The 26455-nt window shown below is 66.2% G+C and carries 28 protein-coding genes, 1 tRNA gene and 2 pseudogenes; 13 read left to right on the forward strand and 18 right to left on the reverse strand.

The features are described 5' to 3' along the window. Nucleotides 1-405: 405 nt before the first annotated feature. On the reverse strand, nt 406-753 hold the full coding sequence (locus JOF29_RS43545) for a hypothetical protein (protein WP_245359446.1): 348 nt from the start codon (nt 751-753) through the stop codon (nt 406-408). A gap of 121 nt (nt 754-874) precedes the next feature. Here JOF29_RS43545 and JOF29_RS25415 point away from each other — a divergent pair. Further along, nucleotides 875-947, forward strand: a tRNA-Arg gene (locus JOF29_RS25415). 242 nt (nt 948-1189) lie between these two features. Here JOF29_RS25415 and JOF29_RS46070 read toward each other — a convergent pair. The 6 genes and pseudogenes from JOF29_RS46070 to JOF29_RS25450 form a co-directional block, all read right to left on the reverse strand. Next, nucleotides 1190-1369: pseudogene (locus JOF29_RS46070) on the reverse strand (tyrosine-type recombinase/integrase); the annotation flags it as partial. Continuing rightward, on the reverse strand, nt 1306-2442 hold the full coding sequence (locus tag JOF29_RS25425) for a site-specific integrase (RefSeq protein WP_209696966.1): 1137 nt from the start codon (nt 2440-2442) through the stop codon (nt 1306-1308). The gene JOF29_RS25425 and the pseudogene JOF29_RS46070, both read right to left, overlap by 64 nt. Then, entirely contained in the window at nt 2442-2627 is a 186-nt protein-coding gene (locus JOF29_RS25430) for a helix-turn-helix domain-containing protein (RefSeq protein WP_209696967.1), read from the reverse strand. Before JOF29_RS25430 ends, JOF29_RS25425 begins: the two co-directional genes overlap by 1 nt. 18 nt (nt 2628-2645) lie before the next feature. Further along, nucleotides 2646-4229 (reverse strand): annotated as a pseudogene (locus JOF29_RS45535) (replication initiator). 58 nt (nt 4230-4287) lie between these two features. Beyond that, nucleotides 4288-4686: a WhiB family transcriptional regulator gene (locus JOF29_RS25445; protein WP_307863680.1), complete on the reverse strand. Its 399-nt coding sequence runs from the start codon at nt 4684-4686 to the stop codon at nt 4288-4290. Continuing rightward, complete coding sequence (locus JOF29_RS25450) at nt 4683-5294, reverse strand: hypothetical protein (RefSeq protein ID WP_209696970.1); 612 nt, start codon at nt 5292-5294, stop codon at nt 4683-4685. Before JOF29_RS25450 ends, JOF29_RS25445 begins: the two co-directional genes overlap by 4 nt. Before the next feature lie 184 nt (nt 5295-5478). On the opposite strand from JOF29_RS25450, the gene JOF29_RS25455 reads away from it, so the two are divergent. The 3 genes from JOF29_RS25455 to cutA all read left to right on the forward strand — a co-directional run bounded on the left by JOF29_RS25455 (nt 5479) and on the right by cutA (nt 8575). Next, the gene (locus JOF29_RS25455) at nt 5479-5820 is read left to right on the forward strand and encodes a GNAT family N-acetyltransferase (RefSeq protein ID WP_245359448.1); all 342 of its coding nucleotides are present in this window, start codon (nt 5479-5481) and stop codon (nt 5818-5820) included. A gap of 226 nt (nt 5821-6046) precedes the next feature. Continuing rightward, entirely contained in the window at nt 6047-8158 is a 2112-nt protein-coding gene (locus tag JOF29_RS25460; RefSeq protein WP_209696971.1) for a hypothetical protein, read from the forward strand. 96 nt (nt 8159-8254) lie between these two features. Further along, a complete protein-coding gene (cutA, locus tag JOF29_RS25465) occupies nt 8255-8575 on the forward strand; it encodes a divalent-cation tolerance protein CutA (protein WP_209696972.1) in 321 nt (106 codons plus the stop codon). Here cutA and JOF29_RS25470 read toward each other — a convergent pair. Further along, on the reverse strand, nt 8572-9360 hold the full coding sequence (locus JOF29_RS25470) for an NsdA family TPR-like regulatory protein (protein WP_209696973.1): 789 nt from the start codon (nt 9358-9360) through the stop codon (nt 8572-8574). The genes cutA and JOF29_RS25470 overlap by 4 nt on opposite strands. A gap of 1438 nt (nt 9361-10798) precedes the next feature. Between JOF29_RS25470 and JOF29_RS25475 the strand changes: the two genes are divergently transcribed. Beyond that, nucleotides 10799-11437, forward strand: a complete 639-nt coding sequence (locus JOF29_RS25475) for a hypothetical protein (protein WP_209696974.1) — start codon at nt 10799-10801, stop codon at nt 11435-11437. A gap of 337 nt (nt 11438-11774) precedes the next feature. Here JOF29_RS25475 and JOF29_RS25480 read toward each other — a convergent pair whose 3' ends face one another. From JOF29_RS25480 to JOF29_RS25490, 3 genes are all read right to left on the reverse strand, one after another. Further along, complete coding sequence (locus JOF29_RS25480) at nt 11775-12401, reverse strand: hypothetical protein (RefSeq protein WP_209696975.1); 627 nt, start codon at nt 12399-12401, stop codon at nt 11775-11777. Nucleotides 12402-13852: 1451 nt separating this feature from the next. Next, nucleotides 13853-14662 carry a hypothetical protein gene (locus JOF29_RS25485; protein WP_209696976.1) on the reverse strand — a complete coding sequence of 270 codons (810 nt, stop codon included), beginning with the start codon at nt 14660-14662 and terminating at the stop codon, nt 13853-13855. Nucleotides 14663-15122: 460 nt separating this feature from the next. Next, nucleotides 15123-15557, reverse strand: coding sequence for a VOC family protein (locus JOF29_RS25490; RefSeq protein ID WP_209696977.1), 435 nt, complete (start codon nt 15555-15557; stop codon nt 15123-15125). 82 nt (nt 15558-15639) lie between these two features. On the opposite strand from JOF29_RS25490, the gene JOF29_RS25495 reads away from it, so the two are divergent. The 3 genes from JOF29_RS25495 (at nt 15640) to JOF29_RS25505 (ending at nt 18371) form a co-directional block, all read left to right on the forward strand. Continuing rightward, complete coding sequence (locus tag JOF29_RS25495) at nt 15640-16413, forward strand: phosphotransferase enzyme family protein (protein ID WP_209696978.1); 774 nt, start codon at nt 15640-15642, stop codon at nt 16411-16413. A gap of 84 nt (nt 16414-16497) precedes the next feature. Further along, complete coding sequence (locus tag JOF29_RS25500; protein WP_245359451.1) at nt 16498-17094, forward strand: class I SAM-dependent methyltransferase; 597 nt, start codon at nt 16498-16500, stop codon at nt 17092-17094. 44 nt (nt 17095-17138) lie between these two features. After that, the gene (locus tag JOF29_RS25505; RefSeq protein ID WP_209696980.1) at nt 17139-18371 is read left to right on the forward strand and encodes a DUF6652 family protein; all 1233 of its coding nucleotides are present in this window, start codon (nt 17139-17141) and stop codon (nt 18369-18371) included. An 8-nt stretch (nt 18372-18379) separates the two neighbouring features. Here the strand turns inward: JOF29_RS25505 and JOF29_RS25510 are convergent, their stop codons facing one another. Genes JOF29_RS25510 through JOF29_RS25520 form a run of 3 tightly spaced genes read right to left on the reverse strand, consistent with a single transcriptional unit; the run spans nt 18380 to nt 19937 of the window. Further along, nucleotides 18380-19036: a nucleotidyltransferase domain-containing protein gene (locus JOF29_RS25510; protein ID WP_209696981.1), complete on the reverse strand. Its 657-nt coding sequence runs from the start codon at nt 19034-19036 to the stop codon at nt 18380-18382. Then, complete coding sequence (locus JOF29_RS25515) at nt 19033-19593, reverse strand: histidine phosphatase family protein (protein WP_209696982.1); 561 nt, start codon at nt 19591-19593, stop codon at nt 19033-19035. Before JOF29_RS25515 ends, JOF29_RS25510 begins: the two co-directional genes overlap by 4 nt. Then, a complete protein-coding gene (locus JOF29_RS25520; protein ID WP_209696983.1) occupies nt 19593-19937 on the reverse strand; it encodes a ClpX C4-type zinc finger protein in 345 nt (114 codons plus the stop codon). The genes JOF29_RS25515 and JOF29_RS25520 overlap by 1 nt, the downstream gene beginning before the upstream one ends. 200 nt (nt 19938-20137) lie before the next feature. On the opposite strand from JOF29_RS25520, the gene JOF29_RS25525 reads away from it, so the two are divergent. The 3 genes from JOF29_RS25525 to JOF29_RS25535 all read left to right on the forward strand — a co-directional run bounded on the left by JOF29_RS25525 (nt 20138) and on the right by JOF29_RS25535 (nt 21567). Further along, entirely contained in the window at nt 20138-20560 is a 423-nt protein-coding gene (locus JOF29_RS25525) for a hypothetical protein (RefSeq protein WP_209696984.1), read from the forward strand. Beyond that, the gene (locus JOF29_RS25530; RefSeq protein ID WP_209696985.1) at nt 20560-21069 is read left to right on the forward strand and encodes an AAA family ATPase; all 510 of its coding nucleotides are present in this window, start codon (nt 20560-20562) and stop codon (nt 21067-21069) included. Before JOF29_RS25525 ends, JOF29_RS25530 begins: the two co-directional genes overlap by 1 nt. A gap of 123 nt (nt 21070-21192) precedes the next feature. Further along, nucleotides 21193-21567, forward strand: coding sequence for a hypothetical protein (locus JOF29_RS25535; protein ID WP_209696986.1), 375 nt, complete (start codon nt 21193-21195; stop codon nt 21565-21567). Nucleotides 21568-21663: 96 nt separating this feature from the next. Here the strand turns inward: JOF29_RS25535 and JOF29_RS25540 are convergent, their stop codons facing one another. Further along, nucleotides 21664-22377: a phosphotransferase gene (locus tag JOF29_RS25540; RefSeq protein WP_209696987.1), complete on the reverse strand. Its 714-nt coding sequence runs from the start codon at nt 22375-22377 to the stop codon at nt 21664-21666. A 20-nt stretch (nt 22378-22397) separates the two neighbouring features. Between JOF29_RS25540 and JOF29_RS25545 the strand changes: the two genes are divergently transcribed. Next, entirely contained in the window at nt 22398-23240 is an 843-nt protein-coding gene (locus JOF29_RS25545) for a DUF72 domain-containing protein (protein WP_209696988.1), read from the forward strand. A 118-nt stretch (nt 23241-23358) separates the two neighbouring features. On the opposite strand, the gene JOF29_RS25550 is transcribed toward JOF29_RS25545, so the two are convergent. From JOF29_RS25550 to JOF29_RS25560, 3 genes are all read right to left on the reverse strand, one after another. Next, nucleotides 23359-23850, reverse strand: a complete 492-nt coding sequence (locus JOF29_RS25550) for a methylated-DNA--[protein]-cysteine S-methyltransferase (protein ID WP_209696989.1) — start codon at nt 23848-23850, stop codon at nt 23359-23361. 36 nt (nt 23851-23886) lie between these two features. Then, nucleotides 23887-24720 carry a carbon-nitrogen hydrolase family protein gene (locus tag JOF29_RS25555; protein ID WP_209696990.1) on the reverse strand — a complete coding sequence of 278 codons (834 nt, stop codon included), beginning with the start codon at nt 24718-24720 and terminating at the stop codon, nt 23887-23889. Between the two features lie 311 nt (nt 24721-25031). Continuing rightward, nucleotides 25032-25355 (reverse strand): hypothetical protein, encoded by a 324-nt coding sequence (locus tag JOF29_RS25560; RefSeq protein WP_209696991.1) that lies wholly within the window; start codon nt 25353-25355, stop codon nt 25032-25034. Between the two features lie 90 nt (nt 25356-25445). On the opposite strand from JOF29_RS25560, the gene fgd reads away from it, so the two are divergent. Then, on the forward strand, nt 25446-26450 hold the full coding sequence (gene fgd, locus JOF29_RS25565; protein ID WP_209696992.1) for a glucose-6-phosphate dehydrogenase (coenzyme-F420): 1005 nt from the start codon (nt 25446-25448) through the stop codon (nt 26448-26450). Nucleotides 26451-26455: the final 5 nt, after the last annotated feature.

The raw sequence follows: 26455 nt of genomic DNA on the forward strand, positions 1-26455 counted from the left end.
CCTGTCCCCAGCCACCAGGAGTTGTTCCCGTCCCCCGGTCCAACACACCACAAACCACGCCAGATGCACCCGCCGGTCCTTGCCCCAGCCCGACGCACTGCGAGCCATCAGCCCAGGACCGTCCGCACCGAGCCACCACGCCGAGCCGCGCACCGAGCCACCGGACCGAGCCACCGGACCGAGCGCCGCACCGAGCGCCGCACCCAGCCGCCGGGCTTTCCGCCTGCGCGACGCGCTGCCGTCAGCCGAGGAGGGTCTGGACGGAGCCGCCGGATTCGGCGAGCTTGGCGCCGAGGCCGTTGAGCGCCTCGCCGACCGTGGCGAGGATGCCGGACAGATCCTGGGGGTTCCCGGCCAGGCTCTCGACCTCGGTCGCGACCCCGCCGATCTGCCCGCTGCCCTCGTTCAGCTTCTTCGCCGCCGCGTCACCGATCCCCGGAACCTTGTCCAGCTCACCCGCGAGCCCGCCAGCATCCCCGCCGCGTCGTGCAGCCGGTCCTTGGCCGCGTTCATCGTCCCCGCGCTCCCGCTCAGCGCCTGCCGCGCACCACCCTCCCCGTCCTCCCCGACCAGCGCCCCCGCTGCCTTGGCCGCCTGCTCCCCAGCCTCCGCCAGCCCCGCCCCGATCGTCTTCGGCAACTCCGGCAGCTTCCCGATGTGCCCCACCGCATCGTCCGGCAACCCCCGCACCAGATTCAGCACCTTCTGGAAGTCGTCCGGGTTCTCCATCACGAACCCGACCGCCTTCTTCACGTCCCCCAGATCCCGCCCACCGAACAACCCCTCAAGTCCCCTGCGCGGATCGTAGAACCCCCTCCCGAGGCCGATTGGCAAACATCCGCCCCCTCCATGTATCGTTACTCGACGTTGTCCAGCGCTCGTAGCTCAACGGATAGAGCATCTGACTACGGATCAGAAGGTTGGGGGTTCGAATCCCTCCGAGCGCGCAAATCGAAAGCCCAGGCAGACACTCTCTGACCTGGGCTTTTGTGTTTCCCGGGACATGCCAGAAGGGCGGCCCAAGTGCTCGGCCACCCTTCCGTACCCCCACGCGTACCCCAACGTCACTCTTCGTCGTGCTCCCCGAACAGGAAGCCGAGTCTGTCGACGGCATCCCCGTCACGTCCTCGGCCACGTCGACGTAGATGACCTTGGCGACGGTCGGCGAGCTGTGCCCGAGCACGTCTTGGATGTTCTCCAGCGGAACGCCTTGGCTGTAGAGCAGCGATGCGCACGAGTGCCGCAGGTCGTGGAACCGGATACGTCGGACGCCGGCCTTTTCGCAGAGCCGATCAAAGTGACGGTTCATGTTCCGCGGCTCGATCGGGTTCCGATCATGGTCGAGAACACGTAGCCGCCGTCTTGCCATGAGTTGCCCGCCTGCGCCTGCGCCTGCGCCGCGCGGTGAACCCGCAGTGCAGATACGAGCGGCTTAGGTACGGCGATGAGACGGGTGCTCCCGTCCGTCTTGACGTCGCCGAGCTTGAGCGCGCCGTCGACCCGGTGGAGGGCCTGGTTGACGCGGATCAGGTCGTTGTCCAAGTCCACATCTGACCAGCCGAGGCCCAGCGCCTCACCACGGCGAAGGCCGAGCGACAGAGCTACGGCGTACAGAGCGTTGAGCCGGTCCTCACGGATGAACTCCAGGAACTTGGTTGCCTTGGCGCGACTCCATGCCTTGAACTTCGGCCGGTACTTGTGGTTGAGCCGGATCTTCTTGGCGATGTTTTCCGTCAGGATCTCGTCCTCGGACACCGCGTCTTGGAGGACCGCTCGTAGCAGGCGGTGGAGGTACCGCACCGTGCCGTCTGAGACGGTCGACCGGCAGCAAACCTGCGGGACGAGAGCGCAGCACCGAGCACCCACGATGGCCTTGGCGTTCTTCCGAGCTGGCCGGCCTTCTCGCTTCTTCCGCTCGACTGCTGCTCGCTCCTCCCGAGCTTTCTCCTTGCCCTGGGCGCAGCACTGACAGACCTGCTGGAGCTGGAACAGGCCGCGCCGTACGTCGTTCGGCCGGAGGGTAGTCAGCTTCTTTTTGCCGAACAGCGGGATCAGGTACTTCGTGATGAGCCACTTGTAGCTAGCAAAGGTCGTGTCGCGGACCCGATGCCGTGCGTGCTCCTCCAACCAGTAGTCCAGGTATTCAGCCACGGTCTGCGTGCTGGAAGCCACGCGCTTGCCCGACATCGTGTCGGCTTGCAGCTTGGTCAGCTTCTGGTGGACCTCCTCCCAGGTCTTGCCGTAGACGCTCTTACGCACCTCGCGGCCATCCGTCGTGATCACGTAGGCGCGACCTTCGTACAGCCCGTTGGGACGCTGCCGGATGTTGCCCTCACCGTTGACGTTCCGCTTAGTCGTCTTCGGCTTGCTCTTCGGCTGGGTCTTCCGCGGCTTCTTCGGCTCCTCAGGCTCGTCCGGCTCGATGAATGCGAGTGTCGTCATCAGGCAGCGTCCTCGATCAGGCCGGCGACGTACGAACGGATCGACTCGAGCGGAAACCGTCGACCGTTGCGGACCTTGACGCTGGTCAGCTCGCGCTCCTTGATCAGCCGGTAGACGGTCCACCGGGAAACGGTCAGGTGCTCGGCCGCTTCCTCGACCTTGAGCAGTCGCGAATCGTCTTGCATGGCTTGCTCCCCAGATAGCTAGGCCGCGGATGCGGCGGATGAGTTATCAGTTGCCGAATTGCTGTCGGCGGGTGATCTGGCGCGCTGTTTGGCTTGCTCGTACTGCGTGCGCCATCGGATGCGGGTGGCGATGGCCTCCGCGAGGACTTCTTTGTGTGTCGGGATGCGACGGGGACCGCGTTCTTCGCCCGGCCGGATGGGTTGCCAGATGAACCGAGGTGCTTCGGTGTCGTCGGTGTGAGTGGCTAGCTCGTTCTGGTCTTCCATCTCGACGCCGGCGGCCGCGAGGGTTTGGCGGATGACCTCGGCCCGGTCGGCGCGGTGCTTGGTCAGTGTCTTGCCGGTCCATTGGCGCGAGACGAGGACCCGGCGACCGCCGAGGCCGAGGTGTTCACGGTCGTGCGCCTTCGAGGGGCATTCGCCCGGTACGACGTGACCGTCTGCATCCTTGGGGGTCACGCCGTACCGGAGCCAGTTGGCGCACTCCGATGAGCAGGGCAGGACGCGGACGTGGGCGTGCAGCTTGTTCATGTGGGCGAGCTGGGCCGGGTGGAGTTCGTCCCGGTCGTCGCCGTACGTCTCGCCAATCGCCTTACCGAGGTACTTGGTCAGGCAGCCGACAGCCTTGCCGACCTTGGCATCAGAGTCAGCGATGATGCCTTGGTAGTCGATCTGCGAGCCCAGCCGTACGACGTGCGCAGGCTGGGCAGCCGGATCGGCGTCAAGATCGTCCAAAGCCTGTTCCCAGTTAGGGAGCAGAGCGCCGGTCGATGGGTCCACGAAAGCGTCGGCCATCTCGTCCCAGACAGGCATGTCCGGGTTTGAGGCGCAGCCGTAGACGGGCCTCCGATGGCTCGGCCATCACACTTGGTGATACGTCGCTTTGGCGACCTCGCGAACCGTGTCACGGGCGACGGTGCCACGGACAGCGGCGTGCAGATGCGGAGCCAAGCGCTTCTGTGGCTCGACTACAGCGAAGTACTGCGCCTTGTACCCGGCGCGCCGTCGAAGGTTCTGCATGAGGCGGTCGACCAGCTTCGGGAAATGCAAGGCGTCAAGCGCGGCTCGGCGGTAGTTGTACGTGTCGGGGTCGACCGGTGTCGACAGCAACGGCGAGGTCCGGCCATGGACCACACCGCACTCACACGGCACTATGCCTTTGCCCTGCACATGGCGCGGTAGCCGATGCGTCGCGCCGTAAGAGCCAAGCGTGAGCGTGATGAACATCGATGGCCGGTAGGTCTTGCCGTTCGGAGCTGTGAACGTCGCCCCAACAGTGCGCTTGTCCATCTCGACCTTGGGTAGGTCGGCGGCGTCCTGACGTCGACGGGTCGACCTGACTCGGCGGGTGGACTCGGTGTCATCAGCCGCGGATTCGTCCTCGTCCTGTACGTCGTCCATATCCGCCGGCGGTTCGGGTTCGGTGTCGCGGTGCCAGCCCTCGCGGCACTGCTGCATGCGGAGACGACGGTTCGCCTCGGCGCAGGGAGGGCACTTGCTGACCAGCGTCGAACCGCACGACACCCCGACCACTCGGTCGGTGCCGGTCTGTGTGTCGAACACCCTGTTGAGCACCGGGCGTACGCAGACGCCGTTGGTCACGGCCAGGTCCGGACAACGTCCAGCGGGAACCGGTCGAGGGTGGTCTGTGCGGTGGGGTTCATGCCGTAGTCCTCCACAGTGCTGCCGGGCCGTCGAGGACTACGCTCAGAGCGCGGTCAACATCGGTGCCAAAGGCAATCTCTTCGCGAATCGCGTCACGCTCGTCTTCTGTCGTACGGCCCCATACGCCGTGTTCGTCGGCGACGATGGCAGCAGCCAGGCAGGACCGGACGACGGGGCAGAAGGCGCAGAGCTTCTTGGGGTCTGTCGTACGACGAACGCCACGCCTGGTCTCGTCTTCGGGGTAGAAGTCGTCGGTGTCGAGGTAGCCGGCGCAGTACGCCTTGTCCTGCCAACGAACGTCGATCCGCTGCACGAGCGACGCCCGCGATTTCCTGGACAGTCCCGGAACCAATGGGAGCACGAGCTGACCAGGGACCTGCCGTCGCGCCGTCACGCTGCTACTCCTTCCGGGGTCGAGATGCGTTCGGTAGCGCCGATGAGGTCCGGCGCGTAGGTGTTGGCGAGGTCGGCAATGTCTTCGTCGGTGATGTGGGAGAACCTGACTCGAATGGGCTCGGTCTCGCCGTCGACGGCGACATATCCGATGCCTGGCAGGGTTTCGGGGATCTTGTCGCAGCGTGCTCCACGTTCGCGGGCAGCTTCGGCGAGGACGAGGCGAACTTGCTCGGCCTCGGCCATCCGCAGCGCCAGCCGGGTCGGGAAGAGGTCGCGGAACGGAAGTACTTCCTTACGCGGGTCTTGCAGCGCTCCCACTACGGTGATGCCAACTGCGCGGCCCTGGGACAGCAGCAGCGAGAACGCCTTGGCAATCCGCTTCTTCATCGCCGGGTCCGTGACGTATGCCGTCAGCGAGGCCAGCTCATCCGCGATCAGGACAACGAACGGCTCATCCCGGCTCGGCTTGAGAAGGCGGGAGAAGCCGCGCAGCTTGCCCTGTCGCCGACGCATGATCGACACCAGATCTTCAAGCAGGGTTGCGAATGCCTCCTCATACTCGGCGTCATCTACGAACTCGGCGACATGCGCGCCTACCTCGCCCAAGGGGATGCCGAAGCATGATCATCGAACGCGCCGACGCCGACGACCTGGGCGTCATTCTGGCCCTACGCACCGAGGCCAGCGAATAGCTCGCCCAACGCGGCATCGATCAATGGGCCGTCGCGTGGCCCAACCCTGAGGAGCAAAACCGTCGCATCCTCGCCAGCATCGAGGCCGGCGAACCTGGATGATCCGCGACGAGAACGAAGCCACCATGGCAACCGTTGCCCTAGACACCTTCTCGGACCCGCGCCTGTGGACTCCCGAGGAACAGGCCGACCCGGCGATGTACATGCACCGCCTCATCGTCCGCCGCAAGCATGCCGGCCTAGGAAGCGAAATCATGGACTGGGCCTGTCACCGAGCCCACCGCCTCGGCCAACACTGGCTCCGGATCGACGTGTGGACCGACAACACCGGGCTCCACGACTACTACCTCCGCAACGGCTTCAAGCACGTCCGCACGCTCGATCTCCACGACTACCCGTCGGGAGCGCTGTTCCAGCGCACAACTGATTCGCATGGCTGAGCTACGCGTCCTCGTGTGACGCATTCGCTTGAATGAATCTCTAGAGCGACCTTCGCAAGACATGCGGCTAAGAGCGTTGGTGAATCCGGTCCGGCGTCCTATGGTTACGCACATGCCATCGCCCCGCCTTACTCTCGCGCTTGAGCAGCTCACTGCAGGTGACTGGCAGGTATTCGAGAGATTCGCAGCAGAATACCTCTCAGTTGAGTTCCCGAGCCTGCGAACCATGGCGACGATGAGTGGCGATCGTGGGCGCGACGGCGAGTTGTACATACCCGATGAGGAACCCGAGGTTGCTGTTCAGTACTCGGTCACGCAAGACTGGACGGCCAAGATTCGGGCGACAGTCAGGCGGATCTCTGAAACGATGCCCGGTGTGCGACGCCTGGTGTATGCAACCAATCAGGATATTGGCGCAAAGGCTGATGACCTGCGCACCGAGCTCCGAATCGGACACGGCATTCATCTCGACATTAATGATCGCTCCTGGTTCACCGAGCGAGAGTTGTCGCATCCACAAAGACAGGCTGCGGCGGAGGAATTATCGCAGAAGTTCGTTGATCCTCTGCTTAGTCGGAGAGGGATCGAGGCGGTCGTCGCTCCAAGTCTCGAGCGGCACGACGCTAAGCTTGCGCTGCTGCATTTGACGTTAGATAACGAAGACAAGGCAACCGGTAAGGGGCTGACAAAGAGCTGCTTTGAGTCACTAGTACTTGCGCAGTTGCACGACACCGATACCGACAATCGCCTTAAGGCTTCAGAAATCGAAGATGCTGTGGTCGGTCTTCTTGGTGCTGGCAATCCAACCCAAGTGCGCGCGCTCGTGCGTAGTGCTCTCAATCGACTGTCTGCAAAGCAAGGCCCTGTTAATCATCATCGTTCCACAGATGATTATTGCTTGTCGCATGCTGAGAACCTGCAACTTCGGCAGAATGTGTCTCAGTTCATCCTCGATGAACAGAGCCTTGAAGGTGAAATTCAAGCCGCCATCTCTGAAGCCATTCCGGACATCGAGGTCGGCGGTCAGTATGCGCTGCAGGCAGCTAAGGACCTCCGGTATGCGATCGAGAATGTACTCGTGCGGCGGGGTGAGGGGTTCGCGAGTGCGGTTGCGACGGGTGAGGTTCAGCAGATTGAGGCCGACGAGATATTCTCAGCAGCCTCTGATGCGAAGGCCGACTCGCTCACGAGGTTGACGAAAGGGCAGACGGTTGAGATTGTTTGTCAGGTCCTCGATCAACCGTCGGAATCGACTCAGAGGCATCTCCGTCGGCTAGCAGACGCATACACCCTGTTTGCATTTCTCCGCGAGACGCCAGATGTACAGAAAGTCGTCGTAAAGATGTTCTCGGATGGAGATCTCTGGTTAGACACCACAGTGATCCTTCCGTTGTTGGCAGAGACTCTGCTGCTGGACCGTCAGGCGCGTCATTACACGGTGCTTCTGCGAGCCGCGCTAGATGCGGGTTTGAGGCTTTATGTAACCGATGGAGTTATTGAAGAAGTAGAGCGGCACATCAATAAATGCCTTAGCTTTTCCAGAATTGGCGCAGCTGACTGGAGATCGGCGTCAGTCCCATTCCTCTATTCGGTGTACGCATCGACCGGCCGCTCTAGGCTAGAGTTTGCCAGCTGGTTGAATGAGTTCCGTGGTCAAGTTCGGCCGATGGATGACGTCCGGGATCTTCTGAGAGAGGATTTCGGCATACGGCATCGAAATCTGACCGATCTTTCTGACGGTGCGCCGTTGGAGCTTCGGGCCGCAGTTCAAGAAATCTGGAACGAGGTTCACGAGAAGCGCCGGGCTAACGATCGCGAGGAGATCGATGCGACAACAAGGCAGCGTCTTGTCGCGCACGATGTTGAGAACTGTGTAGGCGTGATGCAGCTTCGACGTCAAGAGCCCGCCTCCCCTATGGGTTACAGGTCCTGGTGGGTCACGTTAGACCGAACTGCTTTCTCCCTGGCGAAAGAATTGACTTCACGTCTCGGCCCCGATGCACCCAGGTCGCCAGCCTTGAGCCCCGACTTCCTCACGGAATTTCTGCGGCTCGGCCCGCTCCGGAGTCAGATCGAGAAGGATATGCGAGACAGTCTTCCGTTGCTGACGGACATCTCTCGGAGCGAGCGTCTCCCGAAGGATCTCGTGGCGCTGGCGGATCGGGTGCGCGCCGAATGCGCTGGCTGGCCGGAGAGACAGATTCGTCGTGAGGTTCGAGATGCTCTGGATACAGCCCGGCTTCAGATCGGATCGGAGGCCCGGGGAGGCCTCAAGAAGGTCGAGGAGAGGCTGATCCAGAGGATCAGTGCACAGCGAGAACCTAGCGACTCGCTGTAGGTCGACGTGGTGGTTGAAGCCGGTCCGCGGCACAACATGGAGGTGTTCCACTCAACGCCCGGCTGTGGCTCCGAAGCACGACCTAGACTCGTGGGCATGTCTGGCTACTTGCAGGTCTCGACAGCAACAGCGACGCGTGATGAGGCGGTCCAGCTCGCGGGCTCGGCGGTCAGCGCCGGCCTTGCGGCGGGAGCACAGGTTGTCGGTCCGGTCATTTCGGTCTTCTGGCACGAGGGCCGGTACGGAGAAGGCGAAGAGTGGCAGGTGCTGCTGAAGACGACGGAGCGCCGATACTCCGAGCTTGAGGCCTACTTACTGGACAACCATTCGTGGGGCAATCCCGAGGTGAGCGCGGTGCCGATCACGGCGGGCTCTGCCGGATACCTGGAGTGGCTGGATCGGACGACGAAGGGCTAGCCGCGGGCGCGCTCGAGCACAGCCGCCACCTCGGGACCGCCGTAGCGGGACAACCGACTGAGGACACCGCGCAGGCGCTCGCCCGGACGAACAGAGCCGACGCCGGACGCGAGGTCGATTGCGTGCTCGGTGACGTATGCAGCCCGCTCAGGATCGTCGGCGTCCATGAGCGCGTGAGCAAGCCACGTACTGTAGAGCGCCTTGTCGCGGGAGTGCGTGTCGTCGTATCGCGAAAGGGCGTCGTCCAGCAGAGGGACCGCGCAGGCTGGTCGGCGAAGTTCCGTGTAGCAGCGGCCGGCCATGATGTCGATCTCCAGCGGATCAACCCAGAACACCCAGTCCGGCTCGGGGAAGTGCGACGGCTCGCTAATTGCGTTTGCGGCCGCATCGAGCGCACGTGCCGTCGCGGATACCTGTCCACTCACGGCGTAGGTCCAGGCAAGGCGTTCGTGCAAGAGTGCGCGAACTCGGGGCGTCGCCTTGACGCCCGCGATGCGCGTCGACTCGGCGGCCGTCCGGGTATCCGCCTTTTCGTAGGCCATGAACGCCAGGGAGTTGCCTTCCAGGCCGGGATCGCCAGACTCCTTGGCTGCCGACAGCGCCGCCTTGTAGTGCCGCCGTGATTCGACGTACCGGCCCGCGTCGAATGCCGCCCAACCGGCCATCTGTGCCTGCTCGGCGAACACGCCGGTCAGCGCTCGGGCCGTCGTGCTGCTGTAGCTGGCGGTCTTGATCAGCTTCTCCGTTGCCGCCATCTCGCTCGTGTAGACCTCGTAGGTGTCCATGCCGCCGAGGTGGTATCGAGTCGTCGCAGGCGGGCTGTCCGCTGCCGGAGCTGACGAATCTGGGTGGCGCCGATCTGGCTGCCCATCCGTGCCCGAGCCAGGGGCGCGAGTGCTAGCGCCGTGGCCAGACCGGCGAAGGCTCGCCGATCTACCGCGTCGGAGCCGATGTCCGCACAAAGCAGGTCGTCGAACTGCTCATCAGACAGGTGAAGAGCCCGTGCCAGTTGAGGGCGAACCCACGCTTGTGGCTCGGTTCGGTACCAGTGGCAGAAGGGGCTGACACATCAATGGTCGAGTCGACGGCAGGCAATGGCGTCGAATGGGCGGGGGACAGCGATCAGCCCAGGAGGCAAAGTGAACTCGGATGGCCGGAACTCAGGAGCGCGCCGGCCGACCCGTGCGAAGGTCACAACCCAACAACCAAGCGCCTGTGTCGATTGGGCTACCACCAGGGCTACCACCGCGACGACACCGGAGCGGAGTGGCTAGATGACTAGGCGAAGGAACACCCGGGACCGGCAGTTACGCCGGTGGGCCTCGCGGGTCGTCGCCCTGGATCGTCGCAACGGCGTTTACTTCAACGGCTACGACCCGCGCCACGTTGGCCAGCTCCTTCCCTGGTGCGTTGAGGCGTACCTGGCCCGCAGCCCGATCGCACCTCGCATGTCGACTCAGAACTACCGCCGATTGGAGTGGCGGCTCGCCCAGCCTCGGCACCGCAATACCCACTGAGCGGCGGGGCTGGCGTGCTGACCCCTGCATCCGCGTCCGTCCCGCTCACCACCAAGCGACCCCGGCTGACCTCCTAACAGCCGGGGTCACTGTCTTATCAACAGGTTCATGGGTATCGCCACGCCACGAGCTGAACACGCCATCACAGCTCTGTTCACAAAGTTGGCGCTCGCGCCGTCAGCCGCTAAAGATGAGTGTGTGACGCGGCTACCCATCCTCGAAAGCACGGTCAAGCAGCTCTACGGCACTGCCACAGTCTGCGCCCACCCGGACTGCGACGAACCGTTACTCAGATCAGTAGACGATTTCGACGTGCCCGTCTTGAACTCCCGCATCGCGCATATCTGTGCGGCCTCAGCGTTAGGTCCTCGCTACAACGAAACCATGGACGACGAGGAGCGCAGAAGGTTCGACAATCTGCTGCTCCTATGCCTTCCCCACGCTGAGGAAGTGGATCTCAAAGCGCTCGCAGACCGCTACCCAGTTGAGACCCTTCGCGGATGGAAGGCCGTCCAACTTCAGGCGGCTCCAGCCACACCGCCCGAGCTGCCGGAAGGCATGCTCGAACGCGCGGTGCTCCTATCCATGGGAGACGTTCTGATGGATTTCCGTGAAGCAACGATCGATCTCGGCGGCAAGGCGGCGACGGCACCCGGAGCGGGTGGCTCGGGTGGTGGGGCCATAGGACCGGGCGCTAGAGGAGGCGATGGAGGGCCCCGGCGGCGACCACCACACCTTCGCCGTGACTGGCTTGGAGGTTCTAGGGGAGGTTCCCATCGAGATCGGTCGGGGAGGTCGTTTCGGGGTCGACGGCCTGCCCGGCGAAGCCGCAGGGCACTCGCGCTTTGGCGCTGTCGTCGTACCCGGCGGTGGCCGTAAGAAGCACTCGCCTTTCCCCGAGGCTCTCAATGACATCGTCACCACTTCGGTCTCATCAGCTCTCTTCGCCAACTACGCCGAGATCAACAACGGTCTCAGCCACCTCATCGGCGCTGGCTGGACCTCGTATGACGTCGTCGAGCTTCCCGGCCCCTTCCGCAGCGCACTGTTGGTCTGGGTCGACGTGTCATGGGCCGGTATCGAGCCTGAAACCGAGATTCCTATCGAGGTGATCGCCGAGTTGATCACCCCCAGCAAGACGGCGACATTCAGTGAGACGGCCACCATGATCATCACTCCGACCGAACGCGACGGGTTCCACAGGGCGGCGTTCCCGTTCCCCGTAGCTGGCACCCTTCACGATGCCGGTCTGCACGTGCTCGATGTGTCGTGCAACACCGGGGCACGCCTTGGCCAGTACCTCAACGTCGGCATCAAACCCTCACCCGAACAGCCGACTTCGTGACTCTGCCGGATTGACCTCTTATGGATCAAGGCGCGCCGCAAGCGGCGCGCAGCGCGGCCCGGGCTTACGACCTCCGGCCGACGCCCTCCACCGCGCGCACCGTCTGCGGGCATACCGATCCTCCAAGAGCCCTTCCGGTCAGCTGGCCACAAAGTCGATCGTTTCGGCGCAGGTCCGGCGGTTTGGCCCCGTCCCCCTGGTCGCTCGATTGTCCGGTCAGACCGCCGCGTATCAAGAGCGCCTACGGCGTCCCTGCGGGATCGGGCACGCCCGACTCCTGACACACGACGTTCTGCCCTGGGTTGGCGGCTATCAGGGGGATGGGGCAGGTGTGGCGTTACGCGCTGAGGGACTGCCAGAGGGCGCCGTACGCAAGGGCCTCGCTCTTGAGGTAGTCATCCAGTCCGGCGCGGAGCTTGGGAGTCGGCTTCCACTCCTTGCCGCGGCGGGTTTCGAGGATGACAGGGGTGCCCTTGACGTTCAGGTGCGGCATGGCGAACTGAAGCAGGCGCAACATCGCGTCGGCCTGGAACCGGGTCAGCTCCGGCACCTTGTAGTACGCCTTGACGACATCGACATGACCGTCCTTCCGGATCAGAGCAAAGTCCGGGTTGATCTTGACGGTCACGTTCGGCTGAATCCACTCCCAGCGGTCGACGTCGAGGATCTTCGCCGTCTGAGCGCGCTGCACGTACTTCCCGACGTTGTCGCCGATCTCCTTGAAGTGGTCGACAGCGCGTGGCCGAGCGTTCATGACGGCACGGTCGATCGGCGCCGTGCCGGTGCGGAACCGGATCGCCTCCTGGATCGCCAGGCTCATCGGACGATAGAAGTCCCGGCCGGGGTTGTAGTCCTCGCTGAACTGGGTCACCTGTGCCCGGACGAGAGAGATCCGCTTGTTTCCTCCGGGTGCGACGAGGTAGTCGCTGAAGGTGGCCATCGCGACCACCGGTGCGTTCGCCATGTGGCGAGCTCCGCTCTACTCAGACGGAGCCATCACGTGTCAAGGGGCACAAATGCGTGTCATGCACCCTCAGTGGAGCTATGGTTTAGGCGACTAAACCGTGGTTCTTTAACCACAGCCCCGGCGTGACGGCCCTACCACGGCCTCGTGCCGGGGTTTTTCGTCGGTATGACTGTACGCGGCGGACTGGACACAACGGTGGTAACGACCCGGAGACGTCCGGCGTGTCGCGCGGACGAACGCTTTCCGACCATGAGATTGGGCGCGGCGACTGAACGCCGGCTCGCCGGCCGGACCCTCGGAGTCACTCCAGCCCCACGTATTCCGTACCCCAGCCGTACCCCAACGGCTCCAAACGAACTGATCCCTTGCGCTATCTTTGGCACGGTGGCCCAGCGGGAAGCGCGTCTGCCCTCCGGTGATGCAGGCTCCTACGGATCAGAAGGTTGGGGGTTCGAATCCCTCCGAGCGCGCAAATCCGAGCGCGCAAACAAACCCCAGGTCACGAGGTGGATGACCTGGGGTTTCACTTTGTCCGGGGTTGTCGTGCTAACACGGCACCGCCGCTGACGGGTCTCGTTCGTCGTCCTGGTCTTCGTCGGCGTGCGCCGGTACACCCGCGACCAGAAGCAAGGTCGTGTGCACGTGCCTCAGATCGTGCAGCCCGAGCATGGGGCAACGGGATCTCTGGAGCATCCTCGTCGTCGGCAGGCTCGTTGTAGGACCTCAGCTCGCCGGACGCGGATCACTCTCATTCCGTCTATCGCCTGACGCCGTCCCAGTGGGCTGGGCATCAAACGGCAGCATGGAATGCTTGAGGGATCTTTGGCTCTCGAAGGGTGTCCATGTCCAGCGTGCCGGTTGCTCGCCCGAAGATCGTTTGTCTGTGCGGTTCCCTGCGCTTCAGCAGGGAGTTTGCGACCGAGCGCACGCGCTTGACGCTCGATCTGGTGATCGTCCTGGCTCCGGAGGCCACCGAGGCGCCGGTGCTGGACCCTTTGCTCGTGCGGGGCCTTGGGCGAGCTGCACCTCCGCAGGATCGACCTCGCAGATGAGGTACGAATCGTGAACCCGGGTGGCTATATCGGGGAGGCCACCCGCCGCGAGATCGCGTACGCCAACGCATTAGGCAAGCCCATCACGTACTTCCACGAACTGGCGCTGAGGGACAGTCGGCTTCGCTGACCCGAGCGGCGGTACATCACCCAGCGTCGCGGATCTGCTGGCGGATCACGCCCTCCCGCCGATCCCACTTGCCGAATTTGGCTCCTTATGGATCACGGCGCGCCTTCGACGCGCGGCGCGGACGTGCGCATTGCGGCCTCCGGCGAGGGCCTCACGACTCCGGGATGACGGGTCGATTTGGCCTGCTAGGTCCTCACACGCGCGGTGGTGGCGCAAACCAAAAGCCCAGGCAGACGTCCTCTGGCCTGGGCTTTTGTGGTTCCCGGCTAGGTGATTGCGGTCAGGTAGTTGAGGGGGATTTCGGCGCGGGCTCGGAGTTCGGTGGGGTCGGCGTACGGGATGAGGCGTAGCCAGGAGATGAGGCGGTGTACGTCGACGAGTGGCTCCGTGGCGATGAGGTCTTGGCGGAGTACGGCGGGGTCGACGTCCAGGTGGTTGTGCCAGATCGTCAGGTAGGTGGTGAGTAGGTCGGCGTGGTCTGCGCGGGAGAGTGGGGCGCGGGTCCATTCGGTGACTGAGTCGAGGAAGCCGTGCAGGGTGACGAACGGGTGGGCCCGGAGGGTGTTGCCGAAGTCGAAGAAGCGCGGGCGGAGCACACCGGTCGAGCGGTCGGCGAAGATGTTGGCGGGGTACACGTCGTTCAGCTCCAGGTCCAGCGGTACGAGATGGCTGATAGACGCCGTACGTCGATCCAGAGCGTCGGCCGCCTGCTCGACGCGGGCGAGCGAGTCGATGCGCAGTGGATGTGTTGCCGGCAGCGCGGACCACTCGCGCGCGACGGCACGTACCCGGTCGCCGGCTGTGGTGGGGGCGAGTTCGATCAGCCCGGGATACGCGTCGAGGCGACCGAGGAGGGCGCACTGCAGCCGGGCGAGGGCGCGGACCACCGTGCGCCGCGTCGCCTGATCCGCAACGTCCCCGTGGGTGAGCGTCGTGCCCTGATCATCCGTGAGCAGCCGACCGCGTTCCCGATCCACCGCGAGCGGCAGGACCACGTACTCCGGCGCAACCTCCGCCATCGCCGCCACCAGCCCGGCCTCGAACCGATGGCCCGGATTGTTCTCCTTCAACCACACGAGTCCCTCGCCGGTCGGATAACACCGCACCACAGACCAGAACCGCGCCCGATAGGTCACCGCCTCCCCAACAACCCGCCGCCCATGTGCAGCCAGCCGGCTCCCAACCCACGCGTCAACCTCCCGCTCCCACGCCACCGACCCCCAACGCCTAACCCACTGCCCTCCCGCATCCGGCCCCAACGGCCGCGCCAACGGCACACAACGCAACATCCCGCGACCTTAGTGCGCGAGTCGCTCGGATCAGCTTCGTTCGCGGGGCGTCGGCCGATCCCGACGTACGGCCGAATCTCGAGCGCTCTGTACGTCGGGACGCGCTGCGGACTGGTGATTCGCCAACAGGCGTTCGGCCCGGACTGTCGGCAGGTGGATCTCACGGTCGGTGTCGTTCCCGTCGAGGACGAACTCGAGTGCGTCTTCGTCTGTGTAGTAACGTCGAAGGGCAGGCCGAGCGCGGGCATCAGTCCAGGCAGAAGTCGTTGCCCTCGACATCGTTCATCCAGATGCAGGACTCGTTCTCCTCGTCGGCGCGCTGGAGCAGTACCTCGACGGCGCCGAGCGCGACCAGGCGATCCCGTTCGGCCTCGAGGGCGGCGAGCCGCTCGGCGCCGACCATCCCGGTGCCCACGCGTACGTCGAGATGTACGCGGTTCTTCACGACCTTGCCCTCAGGCACGCGCTGGAAGAACAGCCGCGGACCTTCGCCGGTCGGGTCGGTGCAGGCGAACCAGCTGCCGGCTTGGTCCGCCGGCAGCGTGCGGTTGTACTCGTCCCACGACGCGAACCCCTCCGGCGGCTCCGGTGCGACGTACCCGAGCACCTCGCACCAGAACCGCGCGACCCGCTCCGGGTCCGCGCAGTCGAAGGTGATCTGGACGTTCCTGACCGTTGTCACCGGACCACGGTAAAGGTGCCGTCGGCCGCGGGTCCACCGTAAATCCGTACCGCCGTCGCGACCGGCACGCCATCATGGCGGGATGGACGTCGAGGAAGAGCTGACCGGCGGGAACGTCGCCGACCGCGTCGTCCGGATCGGGGCGACCGTGCGGAAGCCGGCGCTCGCGCACACCGCCGGCGTCGAGGCGGTCCTCGCGCACCTGGACGGCAAGGCCTTCGCGCTGGACGGCAAGGCCTTCGCGCCGCGGACGCTCGGGCGGGACGACCAGGGACGGCACGTGCTCGAGTACATCCCGGGAACGCTGGCGGACACACTTCCGCCGTTCTCCGTCGACGAACTACGCCGCCTCGGCCGGCTGATCCGCGAACTCCACGACGCGATGGCGACGTTCGACCCGCCGGCGGACGCGGCCTGGCATCCCGTCGTACCGGACCCGGCCGGCGGCGACCTGATCTGCCACGGCGACCTCGCCCCGTGGAACCTGGTCTGCGGCGACGACCGCTGGACCTTCATCGACTGGGACAACGCCGGTCCTTCGACGCGGCTGTGGGATCTCGGGTACGCCGCCCAAACGCTCGTACCGCTGCTGCCGACCGGCGACGTCACGGTCGACGCCCCGCCATTGCGCGCGTTCGTGGACGGGTACGGGCTGGACCACGAGGAGCGTCTTGCGTTCCCGGCTCAGCTGGCGGCCCGGACGCGCGGTTCGTACGAACTCCTGGTCCGCGGCCACGAAACCGGCGAGGAACCGTGGGCGACGCACTACGCGAACGGTCACGCGGACTTCTGGGGACCGGCCGCGGAGTACTCCGCACTCCACCACGACGCCTGGGTAGATGCTCTGATCCACTAATACCAGTGGTCTACTCAACAGACCAATGGTATGACTGGTCCTGCCGTCAGGTCGGCATCAGGAACTCACTCGCAAAGGAGCCTGATGAGCACCCTGGACCCCAACAGCAGCCCGAGGGCCGACGGGAGCGCCGGCGACGCGGACTACGGCCGGATCGGCGAGGGCTACACGTCGTACCGGCAGCCCGAACCGGAGTTCGAGGCCGCGATCCGCGCCGCCCTCGGCCCCGCCTGGACGATCCTGAACATCGGCGCCGGCGCCGGTTCGTACGAGCCGCGCGACCTCGACGTGACCGCGGTCGAACCGTCCGCGAAAATGCGCGCCCAGCGCCCGGCGGACCGAGTCGCGGCGATCGACGGCACCGCCGAGAACCTCCCGTTCGCCGACGACACCTTCGACGCCGCGATGGCCACGTTCACCGTGCACCAGTGGTCCGACCTGGGTGCCGGGCTGGTCGAAGTACGCCGGGTCACCCGCGGCCCGGTCGTCGTACTGACGTGTGACCCGAGCGGCTGCTCGACCCCGGCGCGCGGAAGGCGAACTCGGCCTGGAGCTTCGTCGCGCCCGAGGTCCACGAACGGTTCGAAACCACGCTCGCCAACGATCTGTCCAGCGGCGCTTGGGACACGAAGTACGGGCAACTCCGCATCCAGGAACACTTCCGCGGCGCACTGGTCCTGATCGTCTCACCGGGCTGACCTGCTCGACCGCAACAATGGACCGCGATGGCGAAGATGCTGAGCGGGATACTCGCCGCGGGCGCGGTTCTGATGGCGCTCGTTGCCCTCGGCATCGGGTTGCACTGGCCGTACCGGATCGACGGGCCTGGCGCGCTGTCGGCGGCGTTCAGCGCGTTCAGCGGGTGGCTGGTGATCTATCTGGTCGGGGCGATCCTTGTTGTCGTCGATGCGGTCCGGCTGGCGCGGCGGCGCGATCTCGACGCGCTGCAGCGATCCGCGAACCTGGTCAAGCTCGTCGCCGTTCCGTTCTTCGTGCTGAACTTCGTCGCGTTCGCCGAATCGGTCCTGGTCGTCGGTTCCGGTGACGGCGATCACCTCGGCATCGACGGGCTCCTGCTGGCGCTGCTGGTCGTCTTCCTGACGTACGTCGCGATGCTGCCGACGTCGGCGTACGGCGTCGCTGTCCTGGTACTGCTCCGCAAGGACGGCCGGATCGGGCGGACGTTCTTCGGCGTGAACATGCTGCTGCACGTCCTGTTCGTGGTGGATGTGCTCAGCTCGATCGTGGTGGTCGAGGTCGCCCGCTCCATCCTCGGCCGTCGCCCGCCGGCGCGGTCACGGAACCTGTTGCCCGGCGTACTCGCCACCGGCTCGGCGGTTGCGCTGGTCTGGCTCGCCCTCGTCGCGACCTTCGCGGTGCTCCATTACGACGAGTACCCGACTCTGCCGAGGGGTTTCCTGATGAGCTGCATCTGGTTGCTCGGGTACGGCGTGTTCGTGGAGTTCCTGCTGCTCGTCGTGGTGCCCGTCGTACCGCTGGTCACGTTCCGCGCGGCGGTCCGCCTCTTCGTGCAGAGCGACACCGAAACCCTCGCCCGAACCGCCCGCACCGTGAAGCTCGTGATGATCCCGCTCTTCCTCCAGAACTTCATCCTGTGTGCGGCCGTCGTCTACGCCGTGACGATCCTCCCGATCGCCCTCACCGGCGGCAGAATCGGCCCGAGCACCGGCACCGCCGTCGCCTTCATCGGCGCGTTCACCCTCACCGGCCTGATCCCCGCAGTCATCGGCACCTACCTGATGCTGCTCCCCACCTCGATCTACAGCATCACCTATCTCACCCTGCGCCTCCGCCACCACACCATCACCCCCAGGTCCTACCTCCTCCACACCCTCCTGCAACTCCTCTTCGTCACCGACATCATCAGCACCGTCGCCCTAACCCAAAAACCTCAACCCAGGGGCTCCGGCCAGGCGGTCGCCGGCAGCAACTCATGAAGCGGAACCTAGCCGTCGAGGAGGTCGAGGTACGCGCGTGCTGCCGCGAGACTGGTCGGGTTTCCGTGGGAGTTGAGTAGTTGCCGGAGCGCGGCCAGTTGGGCAGGGCGGTCGGTGGTTGGGGGGCCGCCGAGGAACTGGATCGTATGCGTCGCGTCGGGGGAGTGGCGGGCGATCTGCTTGGCGGCGATCGGGATGAGGGCTATTCGCATCGCGTGTTGCTCGGCGGGGGTCTTCGGGGTGGCGGGCTCGCGTTCGCCGGCGTTCAGGTATGTCGTGAACGTGGCCGTCGTGCGGCGGATTGGGCGGTGCTCGAACAGGAGCGTGCTGTCGGACGGCCAGCTCGCGTGGGACACCGGGTGCACGTGCCAGTCGACCCACAGCGGGAGACCGTCCACGACGTACTGCGCGCTGATCGCTCGCGTCCCGGCCGGTCCGTTGTGGCGGGCGTCGATCGCGAAGGTTCGGCCGGCGCTCGGGAGTGCGACCGAGTCGAGGTGTGAGTCGTCGACCACGACGAGTAGGTCGACGTCGCTCCATTCGTCCGCGCGTCCGGCGCCGAGTGAGCCGACGAGGGCTGCGCCGATGACCGCCGCGTCTGCCCGGAGCGCGGCGGTCGTCGCGCGAAGCCAGCGGTCGCGGAGATCTACCAGTGGGCTGGTCATCGCGGGAGAAACACCTCGTCGTTCGGTTGGTCGGCGGCCGTGAGGTCGAACGGGTGTACGCCGCAGTGCTCGATGCCGCGGGTGCCGGTGAGGGTTTCGATCACGACGCTGTGGCAGACGGCGATGAACGGTGCGCCGGTGGCGTGGCGGCGGAGGGCGCCGAGGGCTCGGCGGCGGACGGAAGCATGGGGTTCCCAGGCGCGGGACTCGCCCGGCGGCCAGGTGCCGTTGTGTTTGGCGCAATCGTCGATGGCGGCAAGTGCCTGGGAGGATCGCCAGGTGAGGGTGTTGTCCGGGAGCCATTCGCGCAGGTCGACGTCGACGGCGGTGAGCGGGAGCTGGGTCTCGGCGGCGATCAGCGCGGCGGTCTGGAGTGCGCGCGTCATCGGCGACGCGATGATCCGCGCGGCGCCGCAGCCACGCAGTCGGCGGCCGGCCTCTTGCGCCTGCTGTACACCCAGCGCGGACAGCGGTGCGAAGTCCCGGGCAGGGCCCCACCAGCCTTCCTCGTCCAGCTGAGTGCCGTCGGCCTCGCCGTGCCGTACGAGCAGGATCATCACTCCTCCCCGGAGTACCGTTCCCAGGCCGACTGCCTGCTGACGCCGAGCGCCTCGCCGATCCGCGCCCAGGTCACCGACCGCGAACGCAACCGGAGCACCCGATCCTGTACGGCGGCCTCGACCTGACCGCGGGACGCGTCGAGGCGCGCCATGTCCGCCAGCAGCTCCTCGTCGGTCTTCCCGTCCAACGGCGGGAACGACGGCAGCGGCTGGTCGCTCATCACGCGTTCGCACAGCTCGACGCACTCGTTGCAGATGAACACTCCCGGCCCCGCGATCAGGTGCTGTACGTCGTCCCGCACCTTCCCGCAGAACGAGCAGCGCAACACGTTGTCCGACATCTCGACCTCCTCGGTCTGTCAGGTAATGCCTGACAAGGTTCTGTCAGGGTAGGCCTGACAAACCGCCGAGGTCAATCAGTCCGTGCAATCAAATACGCCCGTTGCGTGGTCTCCCCCTCTCCCGGCTCGCGAACCGTCGTCGACCAGGTACGGAAGCCGGCCGCGTGCAGCAGCCCGGCGATCCGTGCAGAATCCCTGGTGTGCCGGCGTACGTGCGATACCAAAGCCCCGTCCCCGACCGCCGCGGCCGCCGGATCGGCATCTTCGGCCTCGTCAACATGCTCGCGAACCGCGGCTACCTGACCGCCGACGAGGAGCACTTCCGCCGCACGACGAACGACTGGTACGACGCCACCTACACGAACCCGTCCACCGTCGACCCCACCATCTACAAGCACCACCCGCACGCCGCCTCCTGGTTCAAGCCCACCGCGACCCACCTCTTCGAACCTATCCCCGGCTACCTGAAGATCCTCGCCACCCACAACCTCCCCTGCGACCGCTACACCTCCACCACCCCCGGCCGAGTCCTGTACGAGGACGCCCACCAACTCGTCGTCGTCCCACCCCCCGCCCCCACCGCCCCGCCCACAATCCTGTGGCTCCGTCCCAAGGCGGACTGATGCCCCTCGTCTACGTGACCGGCTCGTCCGGAGTCGGGAAGACCTCCGTCGGCGCCGAGCTGCGACGGCTGGGGTACGTCGTGTACGACGTCGACGTGGATCGGCTGGCTCGGTGGTTCGACAACGCGTCGGGGGCTGAGGTGGTGATGCCGGCGGACCGGGATGACGGGTGGTTCGCGGGGAACTCCTATCGGCTGCCGCCCGAGACGCTGCGGGGGCTCGCGAACGGTGCTGGTACGACGTTCGTCTGTGGGACCGTCGGGAACGACGGCGAGATCTGGGACCTGTTCGACACCGTGATCAGCCTGAGCGTCGACGCTGCGACGCTCGAACGGCGGCTCGTCACGCGTGGTGCCTTCGGGTCGAGTGAAGCGGAGCTGCAGCGGGTCCTCGAGTGGCACGCGAACGTTGACATCGACAACGCGACGTACGGCGCGGTTCTGGTTGACGCCAGTGGATCGCCGCCTGAGGTCGTCTCTCGTGTTCTCGGTGTGTTGAATTCCGGGTAGTGGAGGACGTCGGGCGTACAGCGCTGCCGGGGGTGGTGGAGATTCACGAGTGGCGGTGGATTTGCGTCCGTTGGACGGCTGGCGGGGATGAACTGACGCCGTGGATCACTTACCGTAATGCTCATGGCGTTTGCGGCGAAGGGGAGTAAGGCCGAGTCGTTCCTTACCGTGGTGGTGGGTGGTGGGGCGGCGTTCGGGCTGATCATGCTCACGTCGCGGGCGTGGAAGGCGTGTCATGTCGTCATCGGCGGGAAGCTGCCGAACGGGCTGACGTTGCTGTTCCTCGGGGTGCCGATCGCGTTGATCGTCAACCTGGTGCTGTTCACCGTCGTCTTCCGGTACGCCGGGAAGGCGTTCCTGTTCTCGCTGTTCGCCGCCTGTGTCGCGCTCGCGATCGCCGACCTCGCGCTGTTCTCCTGGCAGGGCACCCCGGCCGGATCCCCCGGCACCTGCCCGGGCAACGTGCCGCCATGGTGGCCGAAGGGGCTCCCGACCTGACCCGGATCTCCAGGCCATCACAATGACGCCGCCGCGGCGCCGGCCACGCTTGGGCGCGGGCATTCGCCGCAATTGGGATGGCCTGGCGATCCGGGGTCAGCGTGCGGGCAGCAGGCTGAAGAACGGATGTCCCACGTTCGCGTCGCCCCAGTCGAAGAAGGTGTACCGCCCGGCGCCCGCCACCAGGATCTGCCCGTCATGCAGATCCGCGTGATCCAGCGAATCCGGTACGCCGATCGCCCGCAACTCCTCGCACCACCCGACCAGCCGTGGCCGGAACTCCCGCAACCGCCGAGCATCCGCCCCGCTCACACAAGCCGCGACCGCCGCGTCGAAGACCCCCGGCAAGGCCGGCACCCGAGCATCCGGTACGCCGAGCCGCAACAGCTCGTCCACCCGCTCCACGAGCCCTCGCTGCAGGTCGGCGTACTGCGTCAACGCCTCCGTCCACTCCTGCGGCCCGGGCGGCAGGCTCCTCAGCAGCTCGCCACCCGACGGCATCAGGGACCACCCGCGCGCGGCGTCCACGGCGTACGGCGTGAGCACGTGGTCCGGCGTCCACCGCGACAACGCCTCGCCCAGCCCCGCCTCGAACGCTGCCCCGGGCGCGCCCGCCTTGAACCACACCGGAGCCGCCGCCTCGACCCGGACGATCACCGACCACGGCCGTACCCGGACCCGCCGCGCGCCGAGTTCCCGCACCCCTGTCCTCGCCAGCTCGGCGTCCAGCCAGCCGATGGCCTCCAAGCGCCAGGCCGGATCGTCCCAGGGAGTCCGCGCCTCCGGATACGCACCGCGGTCGATCTGCATGACGGGACCATAATCGAGGGATGACACACTGGCCGGACTCGCCGTACCGAGTGGGGATCTCGGGCTGGCGCTACCCGCCGTGGCGCAAGACGTACTACCCGGACGGGCTCCCGCAGCGCGCCGAGCTCGAGTACGCCTCCGCCCGGCTGAACTCGATCGAGCTCAACGGCTCGTTCTACGCGTTGCAGCGCCCCGAGTCGTACCGGCGCTGGTACGACGAGACGCCCGCCGGGTTCGTGTTCGCCGTCAAGGGTCCGCGGTTCGTCACGCACCTCAAGCGACTCGCCGACGTGGACGCCCCGCTGGCGAACTTCTTCGCGTCCGGAATTCTTGCGCTGGGCAACAAACTCGGCCCGGTGCTCTGGCAGCTCCCGCCCAACTTCCAGTACGACGCCGCACGGTGCGCGGACTTCTTCGCGCAGTTGCCGCGCACAACGGTCGCCGCGGCCGAGGTCGCGAAGGGTCACGACGAACGGATGGACGGTCGCGCGCTGCCCGAACCGCGCGTCGACCAGCCGCTGCGGTACGCGATCGAAGTACGGCACGAGAGCTTCAAGACCGACGCGTTCGTCGAGTTGGCCCGCGAGCACGACATCGCGGTGGTCTGCGCGGATACGGCCGGCAAGTGGCCGATGTTCGACGACGTCACGGCGGACTTCGCGTACGTCCGGTTGCACGGGGCGGACGAGCTGTACGTGAGCGGGTACGACGACAAATCGCTCGACCGCTGGGCGCGGAAGGTCCGCTCCTGGAAGTGCGACACCTACGTGTACTTCGACAACGACGCCAAGGTGCACGCGCCGTACGACGCGGAACACCTCGCTCAGCGCCTCGGAATCAGTTCGGCGGCCGCCGAACTGTGACGGGGCGCGCGAGCGCGCTCACGTCCGCCGCGGACCTCGCACCGTTCACCGCGGAGGACGTCTCACCGCGGCGGACGTCCGCGAGGCCGAGCAGCGGCTGACGGGTCGGCGACCTCGCCTAGAACAGCCGGGCGCCGACCGGTTCCTCCAGGTCCAGGAGGAACTGCTTCCGCGTGAGGCCGCCGGCGTACCCGGTGAGCGATCCGTTCCTGCCGATCACCCGATGGCACGGGACGACGATCGACACCGGGTTCTGCCCGACGGCCTTCCCGACCGCCTGCGCCGGCTCCCCGAGCAGCTCGGCGATCTCGCCGTACGTCGTGGTCTCGCCGTACGGGATCTCCTCGAGCACCGCCCACACCCGGCGCTGAAACGCGTCCCCCTCCATCCGGACCGGCAGGTCGAACGACACCCGCCGCCCGTCGAAGTACTCCTCCAGCTGCCCGACGACGACCACGATGAGCGGGTCGGTCGACTCGACCCGCTCACCCAGCGTCTCCGCAGACGGCTTCACCCAGTGGTGCGGAAAGTAGATCCCGACCAGGTCCGTCTCCGACACCACCACCGTCAGCTCCCCGATCCGGGTGCTGACCACCGCATGCCTGTTCATGCAGATAGAACGCGTCAGCACCCGAACCTGTGAGGCCTACGAGCTGACGCGCTCGCGGGTACGGCTGCGGAAGTCGCGCCCGATCCTGGTGAGTTCGTCGGCGTGCAGCTCAGCGATCGCGACCGACGGCGTACCGTCCTCCGCGCACTGCGCCAGCCACTGGCCGCGGGGCCCGGCCACACCGGACGTCAGGCCGCCGTCCGGGTTGCCGGCGGTCGCCGCGAGGCTGACCCAGCATGTGTTGTTCGCGGCCGCTCCGCGAACCTGCACGTCGATGTGGTCGTTCCGGCCGGTGGCGCTGGCGTACGACACCAGTACGACGTCCGTCCCGAGCCGGTCGTACTCCGTGAACAGCTCCGGGAACAGCACGTCCAACCCGAGCGCGAGGCCGAAGCGGACTCCGTCCACCTCGAACGTCACAGGCTCCTTGCCGGTGGAGTACATCCAGGTGACCTTCGTGGTCGACAGCATGCGCTCGTCGTACCGGGCGACGACCTTTCCCTGATCGGACACGACGTAGATGCTGTTGTACGGACGTGCGTCGGGCACCTGGTGGACCGACGGGATCACGGTCCAGATGCCGAGCTCGCGGGAGAGACCGGCGATCTGGTCGAGTTCGTCCCGCAGGGCCGTCCAGTCGGCCTTCGTCCAGTCGGACGGGCCGATCTCGTCCGGGCCGAGCTCGGACATCACCCGCTTGCTCGGGAAGCAGATCGCTCCCTCGGTGAAGTGCACGATCCGCGCGCCCGCCTTGGCGGTTTCCCGCATCAGGGTGCGGACCTCGTCGCCGCTCTGCCGGAGCAGGGCGGCGTCGGTGGGGTCTTCACGGACCGTCGACTGGGTCACGGCGATCCGTACGATTTCCGGCATGTCTGGTTCTCCTTGTGGAGTCGGACGGAAGTGCCGGAGGGCAGACGTGTAGGACTCGCCGGTTTTCGCGGCGCGGGCACGGACCCGCTGCTTGAAGTTCCTGTGCGCTGTCATCTGGCCTTCCACGCACTCGCACGCGATCCCCCAGCGATCCGTCCGAGGCGGGTGACCAGGACGAGCGGCCCGAGACAGGAAGTCCCTTTGCCTTCTCGGTGTGACCAGGCTGGGGCCGGTCGACGAAGGTGAGGCGCGGGCCGCGCCGGACCCACATCCTCTCCGAGGCCGGTCGCCGGAGTCAATCAGGACACGGATCAACGCCGCAGTACGTCGTCCGCGGCGTCCATCGCCACCCCGACCAGCTCCGGGTTGAGGTCGACGACGGTGTTCCCGTCGGCGTCCAGTTTGCCGCTCTCGGTGATCGACAGGCCGATCAGCGCGAGCGCCCCGGCACGGTGCCGTTGCAGCCGGACGTACGTGTCCTCGGCCGGGTTCGGAGTGGTCGTGTCGTCATGCTCCCAGGCGGCGACGGCCCGCTCGGCGAGCGCTGCGGGTACGGTCACCCGGATCGCGGGCAGCCCGGCCGCGCGGAACGTCGTACCGATCAGACCGAGCACTCGTGCGTCATTCGCGTACACGTTCTGGATGGTAGAGGTCACGGGCGGCATAAAGTCGGACCTGGGCGCGGTTGTTTCCGGAGTACGCGCAGACGACGTTGGGAGCAGAGGGTGAGCATTCGGGTCGGGTACAAGGCCTCGGCGGAGCAGTTCGGGCCGCGGGATCTGGTGGAGTACTCCGTGCGGGCCGAGCAGCTGGGACTCGACAGCGTGACCGTGTCGGACCACTTCCTGCCGTGGCGGCACGAGGGCGGGCATGCGCCGTTCGCGCTCGCCTGGCTCGCGGCGGTCGGTGAGCGCACCGAGCGGGTGCAGCTGGGTACGTCGGTGCTGACGCCGACGTTCCGGTACAACCCGGCGGTGATCGCGCAGGCGTTCGCGACCCTCGGGATGCTGTACCCGGGGCGGGTGATGCTCGGTGTCGGTACCGGCGAGGCGCTGAACGAGATCGCGGTGTCAGGGCGGGAGTGGCCCGAGTTCAAGGAGCGGTTCGCCCGGCTGCGGGAGGCGGTGCAGCTGATCCGGGATCTGTGGACGAAGGACGGTGTGAGCTCCGAGGGGCCGTACTACAAGACCGTCGACGCGTTCATCTACGACCGTCCGGAGACCCCGCTGAAGGTGTACGTCGCGGCGGGTGGGCCGCTGGTGGCGAAGTACGCCGGGCGCGCCGGTGACGGGTTCATCGCGACGTCCGGCAAGGGCATGGAGCTGTACACGGACAAGCTGATCCCCGCCGTGAAGGAGGGCGCGGAGAAGGCCGGGAAGAAGTTCGAGGACCTGGACCGGATGCTCGAGGTCAAGGTGTCGTACGACCGGGACCCGGCGGCCGCGCTGGAGAACACCCGGTTCTGGGCGCCGTTGTCGCTGACGCCGGAGCAGAAGCACAGCGTGACGAGCGCGACCGAGATGGAGCGGCTCGCCGACGAGCTGCCGATCGAGCAGGTCGCGAAGCGCTGGATCGTGGCGTCGGACGCCGACGAGGTCGTGAAGCAGTTCCAGCCGTACGTCGACGCGGGCTTCAACCACTTCGTCGTCCACGGTCCGGGCAACGATCAGGAGCGGTTCCTGACCCAGTTCACCGAAGACGTGCTTCCGTTGCTGCGCAAACTTGGCTGACAATC

The sequence above is a fragment of the Kribbella aluminosa genome (genome assembly GCF_017876295.1).
Lineage (GTDB): Bacteria > Actinomycetota > Actinomycetes > Propionibacteriales > Kribbellaceae > Kribbella > Kribbella aluminosa.